This window comes from Corynebacterium tuscaniense DNF00037 (genome assembly GCF_000759055.1).
GTDB classification, from domain to species: Bacteria; Actinomycetota; Actinomycetes; order Mycobacteriales; family Mycobacteriaceae; genus Corynebacterium; species Corynebacterium tuscaniense.
This window is the reverse complement of the sequence record NZ_JRNG01000022.1, coordinates 24,811-38,723: the sequence shown is the minus strand read 5'-3', so window position 1 is coordinate 38,723 and position 13,913 is coordinate 24,811. Positions and strand designations below refer to the sequence as shown.

The following is a 13,913-nucleotide window of genomic DNA, read 5'->3' as shown; positions in this document are numbered from 1 at the left end:
TCCTGGCTAACTTTCTCAGCACAACGCGGGAGAGGTTCGCCCATAGTTGGCGGACCTCTCTCCAAGTGCGCTTCGTGGCCACGGTGCTCTTGGTTTCCGCGGTTGTGATGGGTGTGCTTGGTCTCGCGCTGGCATCGGTGGTGACGCAGCGTCTGGTGGACTTGAAGATCTCCAACGCGGAGACGGACATCATCCGCGTGCGCGCGCAAGTGGAAGAGCAGCTGAGTAATTCCACCACCACAACCTCCATCCAAGGACGTCTCAACACAGCGCGCGCGGCCCTGGCGCAGCGCTCTCAGCAGGACAAAGCAGCAACAGGCTCGTATGAAATCGTGCTGTTGGCCCCCACTGGGGCAGGCACGGTGACCTCCCCGGAGAATTTTGCCATCCCGGACCGCCTGGTGGACTTCGTTTCCCAAGATCAAGTGGCCTATCAGTTCTGGCCAACACAGCATGAGGGGCGGGCATACAATGCCCTGATCATTGGCACGCCCACCAATTCTGACATCCCGGAACTGCAGTTGTACCTGGTTATGGACATGGAGCCGGAGCGCCAAACCTTGGCCCTTATGCGTGGTTTGCTTACCTCCGCTGGTGTGGTGGTTGTTGTGCTACTGGTGGGCATCGCCTGGATCTCCTCACAGCAGCTGGTCGCGCCGGTGCGGTCAGCTTCCCGTATCGCGGAGCGCCTTGCCGCAGGTCACTTGCGCGAGCGCATGGCGGTGGTAGGCGAGGATGAGATGGCCCGCCTAGCCTTGTCCTTCAATGACATGGCGGACAAACTCTCCAGCCAAATTAATCAGTTGGAGGAATACGGTGACCTGCAGCGGCAGTTCACTTCCGATGTCTCCCATGAGCTGCGCACCCCGCTAACCACTGTGCGCATGGCCGCCGACATGATCGCCGACGATGAGGACAGTCTGGAGCCCCACACTCGTCGCGCCTCCCAGTTGATGATCCGCGAGTTGGATCGCTTCGAATCCCTGCTTACGGATCTGCTGGAAATTTCACGTCATGATGCAGGCGTGGCTGAGCTGTCCTTGATCAGCATGGATGCGCGGGGGCCCATTGAGTCTGCGTGGGCACAAACCAGCCACCTTGCGGAGGAACTCGATGTAGCCGTGGAATTTGATATGCCGGACCATCCGGTGCCCATGGTGGGAGACCCACGCCGCATTGAGCGCATTGTGCGCAACCTCCTGGCCAATGCCATCGATCACTCCGAAGGTAACCCCGTCACCCTTGCCTTGGTGGAAGGGGAGGACGCCGTGGCTATCACCGTCACCGATCGTGGTGTGGGCCTGAAACCGGGCCAAGAAGAGCTGGTGTTCAACCGTTTCTGGCGGGCGGATTCCTCACGCAAGCGCCACTCTGGTGGCACCGGTTTGGGCCTAGCAATCTCACGCGAAGACGCCCAACTGCACCGCGGAATCTTGGATGCCACCGGAACCCCAGGTGTCGGCTCCCAGTTCCGCCTCATCCTGCCGCGCGACCCTGAGGTCGGCTTCAACCACGAGCCCGTGGCGCTGCAAATTCAAGAGCCAGACGTACAGCCGAAGATGAATTCAGAGCCCAAGACCACGCCGGATGCACAGTCAGAGCAGAAGGGGAAGGCATAAATGCGAGGTTTGAACGTTCGTACCACGTGTGTTGCCGTGGCTGCCGTGCCGGTGCTGTTTTTCGCCACTGGCTGCGCCACCTTGCCCACCAGCACGGAACCCCATGCGCTGGGCACCTTTGAGCAGCGCCCGGATACAGTGCTGGACCAGGCACCACCGGATGGCATGGAGCCGGACTTGCTGCTGCGCGAGTTCTTCGCGGCTTCAGCCAACCCCACCGGCAATTTTGAGGTGGCGCGCAAGTACTTAACCCAAGAGATGGGTAAGGAATGGAAGCCCAGTGAATCCACGATTGTGTTGGACACGTTTGAGATGACCTCGAGTGCCACCGTGGAGCCGAATAAGCGTGCGTACGTGGTTACGGGCCGGATCATTGGCACGCTTCAGCCAGGTGGGGCTTTCACTCCGGCGCATCGTGGCTATGAAGCCACAATGGAGCTCACCCAGGAAAACGGCCAGTGGCGTGTATCTAACCTGCCTAATGATGTGGTGGTGGATCGCACTGATCTGCGTAACCATTACGAGCCACGCAACCTGTATTTCTATGACAGCACAGGCCAGCGCCTCGTCGCGGACCGTCGTTGGGTGTTCTCCCGAACGAACTCGATTGGTTCGACGTTGCTGGCCATGCTTGTCAGCGGCCCCTCGGAGCGTCTTGCACCCTCTCTTACTAACACGCTGCCAGAAGATTCCCCAGACCTTGCCTACGCCGGCATGAAGGACGGGGTGTACCAATTCACTGGATTAGCTGGTGTGGATGAACAAAGTCGCGCCCGCTTCGCAGCGCAGATCGCCTGGACGTTGCAGGGCGCCGGTGAAGTTGGGCCCTATGCCGTCTCTGCTGATGGGACGGGGCTGATCGGGGACAGCTTTGACATCAGCACCGATGATTTTGAGGACCTCAACCCTGTTCCCGCCGCCGAAGCGGGGCCAGATTTGTACACCCTTTCCAACGGTAAAGTCTCAGCCGTGACGGATCTGGAGAGTGTCGCACCGACCAAGGTGGAACAGATCGCTGGCCTTAATTCTTTGGGCAATATCTCCCAGATAGATATTGGGGATGATGGCCTCTACGCCGCGGCCGTGAACGTGGATGATCAGCACCAGTCTCTCGTCGTGGGCAGGGTGGGTGGCAACTCGCATGAAGTGCTCCGCGCAGGCAGTCTCACCCGCCCGAGCCTCGAGCCGGATCACAGTGGCACCTGGGTGGTGCAGGATGGCAAGCGCGTTGTGCGTGCTGTGCGCTCCGCCGCCACCGGGGAAGTGGTGGTCAATGACGTTGCCCTCACCCTGCCCGATGCACTCACTACCGCGCAGGCGCAGGACACTGATGGGGAAGAGCGGGATGCCACCGGGGAGATCACCGTGCTCCGCCTGTCCCACACCGGTGCCCACGTTGCCATGGTTATTGATGGCCACCTTGTCGTCGGCGTGGTGGAGCGCCGGGAGGATGGCAAACGCGCCATTGTCAACACCGTGAAGTACGCCGCCGACCTCGACGGCTCAGCAGTCTCTGCGGATTGGCAGCCGGACGGCTCGCTTCTTGTGGGTACGTCCAACCGGCAGGCGCCAATCGTGCGTGTGGACCAAGATGGTTTTTCCACCACCACGCTGCCGTCTGGCAATATCGGTGGTCCCGTTGTCGCAGTAGGGGCGAATAGCTCGATGATGTATATCACCGACTCCAAGGTAATCATGCGCATGCCTACCTCTACTCGCGATTCACTGAATTGGCGCGAGGTCCCTGGCCTGCAAGGCGTGCGCGCCGCTCCCGTCCTGCCCAAGCCGTAGCGTCCGGGAACTCGGCTCATGGCAGGTCTTGCACATCAACTCGGGGAGCTTCTCCTCCCGCGCGCATGCGCTGGTTGTGGCTCACCGGGTTACCTGTTGTGCTCCACATGTAGGAAGCGCCTGGCCACACCACCGTTTCGGCATGCCCCGAACCTCTCCGTGCATGTGCCTGTCTTCGCGCTTGGTGCCTATGACGCACCTCACCGCGGGGTCATCTTGGCTATGAAGGAGAAAAAGAACCTCGCTGTTCGCCGTCACATCGGTGCTGTTCTTGCAGCCGCACTTGATTACCTGGAGGCACGCGGCGACATCATCACTGGCGCGCACCTCATCCCCGCGCCCACCCGCCCCAGCGCAGCACGTGCACGCGGAGGTGATCCCGTCTCAGCCGTGTGCCATTTCAGCGGGCGCCCCACACACGATGTCTTGTCGCTTATCGACGCCACCGCGGACCAAGCCTCCCTCGACGAATCCGCCCGCCGCCGGAACCTCAGCGGCAATGTCCAGATCAGTGCTGTTCCTTCTGGCCCACTCATCGTGGTGGATGATGTGGTGACGACGGGGGCGACGTTGCAGGCAGTCGTCGAAAAGCTTCTTGTGCATGGCGGAAACCCCGTGGCATGCGTGGTTCTCGCGGCGGCGTAAGCCAGGGGCGAACTCGTGACAGAAGCCGAAACGGCACCGGTATAATTCTTGGTGGAACCGTTCCCTAGCCCGCCGTGAATTTGCGGGCACTGAATGCAAGGAGGAAGCAGATGACCTCTGCAGACGACCGCACCCAAGACGCCCTGAGCCCCTCAGCACAGGTGACCATCACTGGCCGCAACGTTGAGGTTCCGGAGCACTTCCAGGAACGGGTCAATGGCAAGCTGGCCAAGATTGAGAAGCTCGACCCGACGTTGACGTTCTTCCACGTGGAGCTGCAGCACGAGCCGAACCCACGCCGAGAAGCACAGGCCAACCGCATCCAGATCACCGCTACCGGCAAGGGCCACCTCGCTCGCGCCGAGGCGAAGGAGGACAGCTTCTACGCGGCATTGGAGTCCGCCGTTGGCAAGATGGAGCGTTCTCTGCGCAAGGTGAAGGTCCGCCGCGAGATCTCCATGGGTGGCCACCGTAAGCCGAAGTCCACTGGTGAGATCGCAGCAGAGCTCGCTGCAGAAGCTGCACAGGCACGCGCGAAAGCGGAGGAGGCGCCGGCTGATCCGTACGCCGACACCGTTGAGGATAACGTGCCAGGTCGCGTTGTACGCACCAAGGAGCACCCGGCAACCCCGATGACCGTCGACGAGGCTCTATCTGAGATGGAGCTGGTGGGCCACGATTTCTACCTGTTCATCAACTCGGAAACGAATCGTCCGTCGGTGGTGTACCGTCGTCACGCATATGACTATGGCCTGATCACCCTCGTGCCGGAGGATGCAGAGTAAACCCGCGCCTTAAGGCGCGCTTCCCGCTCACCGGATCTCCACCGGTGGGCGGGTTTTCCCATCCCAGGCCAGGCTCCCATCAACCTTCAAGGTGCCCGGAAGTGGGGCCCAAGCTGAATGTGCGTAGAATAGCGGTTTGATAGCGAGCGTACTGCTCGCGGAAAGTAACCCACACACCGCTACAGAAGGAAGCACCACGTGTTCGGAGGACTGTCCAAGCTGCTGCGCGCCGGCGAAGGCCGCACGGTGAAGCGCTACGCCAAAATCGCAGACGATGTCATCGCCCTCGAGGACGAGTACGCCGCGCTGACGGACGAAGAGCTCAAGGCCAAAACCGAGGAGTTCAAGGAAGCACTCGCCAACGGCAAGACCATGGATGACATCTTGCTGGACGCATTCGCCACCGCCCGTGAGGCGTCCTGGCGCGTTCTGGGACAGAAGCACTACAAGGTGCAGATCATGGGTGGTGCTGCCCTCCACTTCGGTTCCGTAGCCGAAATGAAAACCGGTGAAGGTAAGACCCTGACCTCCGTCTTGGCGGCCTACCTCAATGGTCTGGGCGGCAAGGGCGTTCACATCGTCACTGTCAACGACTACCTGGCTCAACGTGACGCGGAGATGATGGGCCGTGTTCACCGCTTCCTTGGCCTCACTGTCGGCGTGATCCTTTCCGACATGCGCCCGCCGGAGCGTAAACAGGCCTATGACGCTGACATCACCTACGGCACCAACAACGAGCTGGGCTTCGACTACCTGCGCGACAACATGACCAAGTCTGTCAGCGAGATGGTGCAGCGCGGCCACAACTACGCCATCGTGGACGAGGTTGACTCCATTCTTATCGACGAAGCCCGCACCCCCCTGATCATCTCCGGCCCCACCGACTCCTCCGGTGAGTTCTACACCGTCTTTGCCCAACTGGCACCACGCATGCGTGCGGGTATCCACTACGAAGTGGACCAGCGTAAGCGCACCGTTGGTGTGTCAGAGAAGGGCGTGGCATTCGTAGAAGACCAATTGGGTATTGATAACCTCTACGCCCCGGAAAACTCCCAGCTGGTGAGCTACCTGAATAACGCCATCAAGGCGAAGGAACTCTTTGAGCGCGACAAGGACTACATCGTCCGCCAGGGCGAAGTCCTCATCGTCGACTCCTTCACTGGTCGTATCCTTCCCGGCCGCCGCTACAACGAGGGTATGCACCAGGCCATCGAGGCCAAAGAGGGTGTGGAGATCAAGAACGAGAACCAAACCCTGGCTACCGTCACCCTGCAGAACTACTTCCGCCTCTACGACAAGCTCGCCGGCATGACCGGTACCGCTGAAACAGAGGCAGCTGAGCTCCACCAGATTTACAAGCTTGGCGTTGTGGCGATCCCGCCGAACAAGCCCAACATCCGCAAGGACCACGACGACCTGATTTACAAGACCCAGGAAGCCAAGTTCGCCGCCGTGGCCGAAGATATTGCGGAGCATGTGGAAAAGCGCCAGCCTGTCCTGGTGGGCACCACCTCCGTCGAGCGTTCGGAGTACCTCTCTCAGCTGCTCACCCGCAAGGGCATCAAGCACAACGTGCTCAACGCGAAGCACCATGAGGAAGAAGGCCGCATCATTGCCGAGGCAGGCCTGCCCGGCAACGTGACCGTGTCCACCAACATGGCCGGTCGCGGTACGGACATTGTGTTGGGTGGTAACCCGGAGATTCTCGTGGAGCACAAGCTCAAGGAACGCGGTCTCGACCCCTTCGAGGACGAAGAAGCCTACCAGGCAGCATGGGACGAGGAACTGCCCAAGGCCAAGGAGCGCTCCAAGCGGCTTGGTGACGAAGTCCGTGAAGCCGGTGGCCTCTACGTCCTTGGCACCGAGCGCCATGAATCCCGCCGCATCGACAATCAGCTCCGCGGCCGTTCGGGCCGTCAGGGTGATCCGGGTGAAACCCGCTTCTACCTGTCCATGCGCGATGACCTGATGGTCCGCTTTGTTGGCCAGTCCATGGAAAACATGATGAACCGCCTCAACGTCCCCGATGACGTCCCGATTGAGGCTGGCATGGTGTCTCGCTCCATCAAGGGTGCCCAGTCCCAGGTGGAAAACCAAAACTTTGAGGCCCGCAAGAACGTCCTCAAATACGACGAAGTGCTCAATGAGCAGCGCAAGGTTGTCTACCGCGAACGCCTTGAAATCCTGGAAGCCAAGGACATCAAGGATCAGATCCGTGGCATGATCGACGACACCGTCGCCGCCTACGTCGACGCCGCTACCAGTGAAGGCTACGTCGAGGACTGGGACCTGGACCAGCTTTGGGATGCGTTGGACTCCCTCTACGGCCCGTCCTTCACACCGGATGAGCTCATTGACAGCTCCGATTACGGTTCCCCCGGCGAGCTCACCGATGCACAGCTGCGTGAAGCAATTATCGACGACGCCCACAACCAATACGACCAACTCGAAGAGCACGTCGCCGCCATCGGTGGTGAGGAGCAGATGCGCAACGTCGAACGCATGGTCATCCTGCCCATCATCGACTCGAAGTGGCGCGAACACCTCTACGAGATGGACTACCTCAAGGAAGGCATCGGTCTTCGCGCCATGGCGCAGCGCGACCCGCTGGTCGAGTACCAGAAGGAGGGCGGCGACATGTTCCACGCCATGAATGACGGCATCAAGGAAGAAACCGTGCGTCAGCTGTTCATGCTGCGCAAACAGTTCGAGCAACAAGCGGAGGCGCAGCAGGCCGCCGCAGAAGGCTAAGCCTTCAGCTATCTCCTTCCGGGTGCTCAAGCGTGCGCTAGAGCACCCGGAAAGACAGCAACCGCCCGTCCGCGATACGCGCCACCCACGCATAATGGCGACCACCTGACGTGGCGGAACCGTGGTACTCGCCCTCACCACGCGCGTGCGCACTCAGAACACGCACCCCACCCGCCGGTGCCGCCCCAGTTCGACGTCGCGCCCGCACGTGGGCGCGAACACCATAACTGAAGCTCCGCTCCTGCAGCGTGCGGATATCGCGGATACCAAAAGCCGCATCCAAAGCCACCCGCACCAGCGGGGACACCGAGGCAAGCTCGGCGGGATCAGGCGCGGGGCTACCGAACCGACCCGACATGGCGGCCTGGGATAACCGGCCAGGGGATTGCCCCAGCGGACGCGAATCATCCGGCCGTGAAACATCCGGCACCAGGACTTTGAGGTGCGAATGGCCGGGAACAGGGTAGTACACTTGTGCCTCCTCGGAAAGCGGAACGTTTTCCTCAAGGCAGGCGGGTCAATGGCTAGGTATCATTGTGCCAGGATTGGGCCGGATTGGCCGGGAATTGAACGTCGAAAAGCAAAAATGCTGGAGGAAATGAAGATGCAAGGCTTGATTCTGGACTACGCGGGTGTGCTCGACGGCGATGATGAAGACGTCCGCCGCTGGCAAGAACTCCTCGCCGCCGTGCGCGCCGACGGCATCGCCACCGGCATCCTCTCCAACGTCCCCGGCAACGACGAAGCCGACCCCATCCGCGAATGGGAATTCCGAGGCCACGTCGACGCCGTTGTGCTCTCCGGCGAAGTGGGTGCCGAAAAACCTGAAACCGCCGCATTCCAAGCCGCCGCCGACGCCATCGGCGTGCCCCTCAACGAATGCACCATGATTGACGACGACATCCTCAACGTCCGCGGCGCTGTCGAATCCGGCATGATCGGCATCCTGCACACCGCCTTCGACCGCACCGTCGTAGAAATTCAATCCCTCTTCGGCATTGAGGGCGAGTTCTAATGCGTGTCTACGTTCCGGCGACATTCGCCATGCTCAAGGAACTCAACGCTGAAGGACAGATCCACGCCCGCAGCGGCTGGGGTTTTGCGGCCACACCCGCACTCGTGGAGTTTTTCACCGCGGGGGACCAGGAAGAAATCGAACTCATCGCGTTTGATGACGCCGCTTTGGCCTCCCTCCGCCTCCTCGCCATCGGCGATGAACCCGACTACCCTCACCGCCGCGTAGTCATCTCCGCGGATGTGGACGCTGAGTTGCACCCTGACATGGGCGAATCCGTGGTGAAGATCTCAGGCCCGATCTCGCTCGAGGACGTTGCCGCCATCCACATTGACATCGAAGAAGCCGAACCCGCCACCCGTCGCGCTGTTGAACTCATCGATGCCGCCGACCTCGGCGACGAAGACGCCGAACTCGCCGTGGGGGATGCCCAGGACAACTACCTCGCGTTCTATGACCCCAGTGAGCTTCCGTTCCTGGTGGAGTTGATGTAGCCCCGGGTCTGGGGCTGGTTTCCTGGGTTCCCTGGCTTCCTGGCTTCCTGGGTTTCCCTGGTTTTCGGCACCCCCTTTTGCCGGATGGGTGAAGGATTTTGCACGGCTAAAATGCGGCCGATTTAAAGTGCCTGGTAATGGATTTCTGTCGCTCGGTAGTTACGGTTTGAGTGTTAAATCCTTCAACCGGTTAGTCGCGTGGGAGGAAAAGGCCGGTTTTTGGGGGCTTGTCCGGGGCGGGGCCTAGTCGTAGGTGGTTTCGTTGATGCGCAGCGCCTCAAGCAGGTGGCGGACGGCCTGGACGCGGCGACCGATCACGGAGTCTTGGCCGTCGCGGGCTGCGAGGTCGTCCCAGGCGCACTCGGGATCCGCAGGTGGTCCGGCGTGGGTGCAGCCACGGGGACAATTCTCGGTGGCTTCGGCTAGTTCGGGGAAGGGGTCAAACACGTCGTTGGGGGAGACGTGGGCCAGGCCGAAGGAGCGGATGCCGGGGGTGTCGATGATCCAGCCGGGATGATCGGACCCAGAGCCAGAACCAGACTCAGAACTAGACCCAGACCCCGGCAGCTCGAGGGCTACGGACTGTGTGGAGGTGTGGCGGCCTTTGCCCACGCCGGAGACTTCGCCGGTTTCGCGGTTTGCGGACGGGACGAGGCGATTGACCAGGGTTGATTTGCCAACACCGGAATGGCCGATGACGGCGGTAAGCCTCCCGGTGATGCGGTCCAACAACGGACCAAGATCATCTGCGATGCCTGTGTGGAGGACGTCCACGTCTAGGTCGACGAGTTCTTGTTCGAAGGCGCCTGGGTCGCCGAGGTCAGACTTGGTCAGGCAGACCACGGGGGTGACTCCGCCGACGAAGGCGGCGATGAGGGCGCGTTCGACGAATCCGGTGCGGGGTGGTGGGTCCGCCACCGCGCAGACGATGAGGAGGAGGTCGGCGTTGGCAACGACGATGCGCTCGTAGGGGTCGGTGTCATCGGCGGTGCGGCGTAGTTCGGAGCTGCGGTCTTCGCGGCCGACGATGCGGGCGAGGGTGTCTTTGCGCCCGCTGGTGTCCCCAACGACACGGACGCGGTCGCCGACTTCGATGGAGGTGCGGCCCAGTTCGCGGGCGCGCATGCAGGTAACGCGGGTGCCGTCTTCCAGTACGACGCCCCACCGGCCGCGGTCTTTGGTGATCACTAGTCCGACGACTGCGTCGGCGTGTCTGGGCCGGTCTTTGGTGCGTGGCCGGGAGCCTTTGCCGGGGCGGACTTTGACGTCGGATTCGTCGTAGCTGGAGAAGTCTCTGCCTGCGCGTTTAGCCATGAACGATGCCTGTCCACATGGCGGCGAAGCCGGGGAGGGTCTTCGAGGTGGTCTCAATATCCTCGACCTGCACGCCCTCAGTGGTCAGACCGATGATCGCACCGGCGGTGGCCATCCGGTGGTCAGCGTAGGAGTGCCATACGCCGCCGTGGAGGGGGGCGGGGGTGATGCGGAGGCCGTCGGGAAGTTCTTCGCATTTGCCGCCGAGTTTGTTGATTTCTTGGCTTAGCGCAGCGAGACGGTCCGTTTCATGTCCGCGCAGGTGGGAGATACCGGTGAGCATGCTTGTCTGCGTCGCCTGCGTTGCCAACGCCGCCACCGTTGGCGTCAGCTCCCCGATGTCACTCATGTCGAGGGTAATGCCCTGCAGTTGGCCACGCGGCGGCCCCGTGACGGTGAGTGTGTAGGAGGGGCCATCAGCCACGATGTCTACTTCGCAGCCCATGCGCTCGAGGATCAGGCGGATGACGTCGCCTGCCTGTGTGGTTTTCTGCGGCCAGTAGGGGATGCTTACCGTGCCACCAGTGACGGCGGCCGCGGCGAGGAAGGGCGTGGCGTTGGACAGGTCTGGCTCGATGACCCAGACTTTGCCGCTGATGGGGCCGGGGTGAACCGTCCACTCGTTTGGTTGAACGTCCACCGTGACGCCGGCATCCCTGATCATGTCCACGGTCATCTCAATGTGGGGCATGGAAGGGAGGCGACCACCGGTGTGAACCACGGTGAGACCCCGGTCAAAGCGCGCACCGGCAAGAAGGAGGGCGGAGACGAATTGGGAGCTGGAGCTGGCATCAATCTCCACGCGGCCGCCGGGAGCGTGGCCGGTGCCGTTGACGGTAAACGGCAGGGAATCCTCATCCACGGAAACACCCAGGTGGCGTAGGGCGTCCAGGACGGTGGTGAGGGGGCGGGTGCGGGCTTGGGCGTCGCCGTCGATAAGCACGGGGCCTTCAGCAAACGCAGCGGCAGCAGGGACGAAGCGCATGACGGTGCCCGCGAGCCCGCAATCCACCGTGGCGCCGACGAGCTCGCCGGGCGTGACAGTGATGCGCTCGGCCTCTTCGGTGAACACCACACCCATGTTGGAAAGGGCGGCGCGCATGAGGTCCGTGTCGCGCGAATGGAGCGCCCCGATGATCGTGGATTGCCGGTTTGCCAACGCGGCGAGTACGTACGCGCGGTTGGTCATCGACTTGGAGCCGGGCACAACCTGGGTGTGCACGATCGGATCAGGATGGAACGGGGCGGGCCACAAATCGGAGGTCATGCGGCCAAGCATACCGAGCGGCCATAATAGGGGACATGTGCGGACGCTTCGTTCTCTTCACCACCGGCGACGAACTGTTGGAAGCCGTGGGCACGTTGCCCGGAATCACAACAGTGCACGCCCCCGACGGCACCCCGCCGCCGCGCTACAACATCGCGCCCACCCAGCAGGTTCCGCTCGTGCGCATCGACGGCTCCGAGGCGCTTATCGACGCCGCCCGGTGGGGCCTCCTTCCCACCTGGAAGAAAGACGACACCGGCGCATCCCTGTTCAATGCGCGTGGGGAGACCGTGGCGGAAAAACCCTCCTTCCGCTCGGCCTTCAAGGTACGCCGAGGTCTCATGGTGCTCGATGGCTACTACGAGTGGAAACAGGAAGGGAAGGGCAAACAGCCCTACTACGTCACCCCGGGAGAAGGTTTGCTGTACGCGGCGGCGTTGTGGGACACGGGGCTGGACAGGCTGTCTACCACCATGGTGACTACGGACGCCACCGAGAACATGGCGTGGCTGCACCACCGCCTGCCCCTGTTTTTGAAGGCGGACGAGGTGGAGCAGTGGGTGAAGGGAACACCGGAGGAGGCACTGGAACTCATCCACCCCTCCCGCGTGGCGGAGGACCTAGAGTGGTGGCCCGCTGCCAGCGAGGTAGGCAACGTGCGCAATGACTATGCGGAACTGATCGGAGCGAAAGAAGCGCCCACCACGCGGGCTAAGTCCTGAGGGTTCAACGCCAACGACAGGCCCCGCCGGCCGGCGGAGACGTAGGTGGTGGGGGAGGGGGCCAGGGAGGCATCGATAAGCGTTGGGAGCGCTTGCTTCGTGCCAAGCGGGGAGATGCCGCCAACGATATAGCCGCTGACGCGCTGCGCGTCTTTCGGTATGGCCATCTCAGCGTTCTTCCAGCCGAGCGCCTTTGCAGCCTTTTTCAGCGAGAGCTGGCCGGCGACCGGGACACAGCACACCGCGAAATTCCGCTCATGGTGGATGACCAGCGTTTTGAGCGTGACCGCGGGATCGATGCCCAGATCCTCCACCGCGTGATCCCCGAAATGATCCGTGTGCGCGGCGTACTCGAGGAGCTTATAGGGCACGCCCGCAGCGTCGAGAACAGCAAGTGCTTGAGTCTTCGCAGCCATGAAACCAACCCTAGCTAGAATGGCGCCCATGGCCGACAACGACCTTGAACGGCGCTTCCGCGACGAAGCGCTACCGCTCCTGGACCAGCTCTACGGTGGCGCGCTACGCATGACGCGCAACCCGCAAGACGCCGAAGACCTCGTGCAAGAAACCTACCTGAAGGCTTTCAACGCATTCGGCTCGTTCAAGGAGGGCACCAACCTCAAGGCGTGGATGTACCGGATTATGACCAACGCGTACATCAACACCTACCGCAAAAAGCAGCGCCGCCCACTGGAAACCTCTGCCGAAGATGTCACCGACCGGCAGCTGTATACCACCAGCTCCCACGACTCGACCGGACTGCAATCCGCCGAGGTGGAAGCCCTGCGCAACATGCCCGACACCGCGATTGCGGATGCCATGAACTCGCTTAACGACGACTACCGCATGGTCGTCTACCTCTCCGACGTTGAAGGCCTGGCATACAAGGAAATCGCCGAAGCGCTGGACATTCCCATCGGCACCGTCATGTCCCGCCTGCACCGGGGAAGAAAACAACTCCGCGAACTGTTGAAGGATGTAGCGAACGAACAAGGCATCGGCCTGGAGCACTCTGGCCTGGAGGAGCAGAAATAATGGGTGACTGCAACATCGAACCAACCCGCGCACAAGCGCTGCTCTGCGAATTCTTCGACCCCGAGACCCCGCAGGCCCGCGTAGAGGAAATCCGCGCCATCATCCAAACCTGCCCCGAGAACTTTGCCCGGCTGAAAACCGAAATGGAGATCCGCCAGATCGTCCGCCGGTGCAACTGCCAGGACCAAGCCCCCGAGCAGCTGCGGCAGCGGATCGTGCGGTCAATCTCGATTACCTATTACAAGTAGGGGTTTGAGTTCCCGGGCAGATCGTGATGAATGAACTGCAATAAATGAACTCAAATAAACCAGGTGGGCGCATCAGTTTCCATAGAAATCTGGCGGCCCATCCTGGTTTATTTGAAAACGTTTATTGGGGTTTGCGTTTTAGCGGGCAGAGATCTTGGGCCCGGTACTTTCCCCAAAGGGAGCACCCCTTCACCCGGCTCGAAAACCAGGTGAAGGGGTGCTTCACT

The 13,913-nt window shown here is 61.6% G+C and carries 14 protein-coding genes; 10 read left to right on the top strand and 4 right to left on the bottom strand.

From position 1 onward, the window contains the following. The first annotated feature begins 2 nt into the window (after positions 1 to 2). The 5 genes from mtrB (at position 3) to secA (ending at position 7,591) form a co-directional block, all read left to right on the top strand. The gene (gene mtrB, locus HMPREF2129_RS06450) at positions 3 to 1,619 is read left to right on the top strand and encodes an MtrAB system histidine kinase MtrB (RefSeq protein ID WP_269544930.1); all 1,617 of its coding nucleotides are present in this window, start codon (positions 3 to 5) and stop codon (positions 1,617 to 1,619) included. After that, complete coding sequence (locus HMPREF2129_RS06445) at positions 1,620 to 3,410, top strand: LpqB family beta-propeller domain-containing protein (protein WP_052092896.1); 1,791 nt, start codon at positions 1,620 to 1,622, stop codon at positions 3,408 to 3,410. Between the two features lie 18 nt (positions 3,411 to 3,428). Continuing rightward, positions 3,429 to 4,055, top strand: a complete 627-nt coding sequence (locus tag HMPREF2129_RS06440) for a ComF family protein (RefSeq protein WP_034664450.1) — start codon at positions 3,429 to 3,431, stop codon at positions 4,053 to 4,055. Between the two features lie 110 nt (positions 4,056 to 4,165). Further along, complete coding sequence (gene hpf / locus HMPREF2129_RS06435; protein ID WP_052092893.1) at positions 4,166 to 4,840, top strand: ribosome hibernation-promoting factor, HPF/YfiA family; 675 nt, start codon at positions 4,166 to 4,168, stop codon at positions 4,838 to 4,840. Between the two features lie 198 nt (positions 4,841 to 5,038). Next, positions 5,039 to 7,591, top strand: a complete 2,553-nt coding sequence (gene secA, locus HMPREF2129_RS06430) for a preprotein translocase subunit SecA (protein WP_034664448.1) — start codon at positions 5,039 to 5,041, stop codon at positions 7,589 to 7,591. 37 nt (positions 7,592 to 7,628) lie between these two features. On the opposite strand, the gene HMPREF2129_RS06425 is transcribed toward secA, so the two are convergent. Then, the gene (locus HMPREF2129_RS06425) at positions 7,629 to 8,063 is read right to left on the bottom strand and encodes a hypothetical protein (RefSeq protein ID WP_034664446.1); all 435 of its coding nucleotides are present in this window, start codon (positions 8,061 to 8,063) and stop codon (positions 7,629 to 7,631) included. 132 nt (positions 8,064 to 8,195) lie between these two features. Here HMPREF2129_RS06425 and HMPREF2129_RS06420 point away from each other — a divergent pair, with 132 nt between their 5' ends. After that, complete coding sequence (locus HMPREF2129_RS06420; RefSeq protein WP_034664503.1) at positions 8,196 to 8,606, top strand: HAD family hydrolase; 411 nt, start codon at positions 8,196 to 8,198, stop codon at positions 8,604 to 8,606. Continuing rightward, positions 8,606 to 9,100 carry a DUF6912 family protein gene (locus tag HMPREF2129_RS06415; protein ID WP_034664444.1) on the top strand — a complete coding sequence of 165 codons (495 nt, stop codon included), beginning with the start codon at positions 8,606 to 8,608 and terminating at the stop codon, positions 9,098 to 9,100. Before HMPREF2129_RS06420 ends, HMPREF2129_RS06415 begins: the two co-directional genes overlap by 1 nt. Positions 9,101 to 9,343: 243 nt before the next feature. Here the strand turns inward: HMPREF2129_RS06415 and rsgA are convergent, their stop codons facing one another. Beyond that, positions 9,344 to 10,414 (bottom strand): ribosome small subunit-dependent GTPase A, encoded by a 1,071-nt coding sequence (gene rsgA, locus HMPREF2129_RS06410; RefSeq protein WP_034664442.1) that lies wholly within the window; start codon positions 10,412 to 10,414, stop codon positions 9,344 to 9,346. Continuing rightward, the gene (gene aroA, locus HMPREF2129_RS06405; protein ID WP_232218114.1) at positions 10,407 to 11,681 is read right to left on the bottom strand and encodes a 3-phosphoshikimate 1-carboxyvinyltransferase; all 1,275 of its coding nucleotides are present in this window, start codon (positions 11,679 to 11,681) and stop codon (positions 10,407 to 10,409) included. Before aroA ends, rsgA begins: the two co-directional genes overlap by 8 nt. A 35-nt stretch (positions 11,682 to 11,716) precedes the next feature. On the opposite strand from aroA, the gene HMPREF2129_RS06400 reads away from it, so the two are divergent. Continuing rightward, the gene (locus HMPREF2129_RS06400; RefSeq protein WP_034664438.1) at positions 11,717 to 12,403 is read left to right on the top strand and encodes an SOS response-associated peptidase; all 687 of its coding nucleotides are present in this window, start codon (positions 11,717 to 11,719) and stop codon (positions 12,401 to 12,403) included. Here the strand turns inward: HMPREF2129_RS06400 and ybaK are convergent. Further along, positions 12,349 to 12,819: a Cys-tRNA(Pro) deacylase gene (gene ybaK / locus HMPREF2129_RS06395; protein ID WP_034664502.1), complete on the bottom strand. Its 471-nt coding sequence runs from the start codon at positions 12,817 to 12,819 to the stop codon at positions 12,349 to 12,351. The genes HMPREF2129_RS06400 and ybaK overlap by 55 nt on opposite strands. Positions 12,820 to 12,847: 28 nt before the next feature. Here ybaK and HMPREF2129_RS06390 point away from each other — a divergent pair, with 28 nt between their 5' ends. Continuing rightward, on the top strand, positions 12,848 to 13,438 hold the full coding sequence (locus HMPREF2129_RS06390) for a sigma-70 family RNA polymerase sigma factor (RefSeq protein WP_034664436.1): 591 nt from the start codon (positions 12,848 to 12,850) through the stop codon (positions 13,436 to 13,438). Continuing rightward, on the top strand, positions 13,438 to 13,686 hold the full coding sequence (locus tag HMPREF2129_RS06385; RefSeq protein WP_034664435.1) for a hypothetical protein: 249 nt from the start codon (positions 13,438 to 13,440) through the stop codon (positions 13,684 to 13,686). Before HMPREF2129_RS06390 ends, HMPREF2129_RS06385 begins: the two co-directional genes overlap by 1 nt. Positions 13,687 to 13,913: the final 227 nt, after the last annotated feature.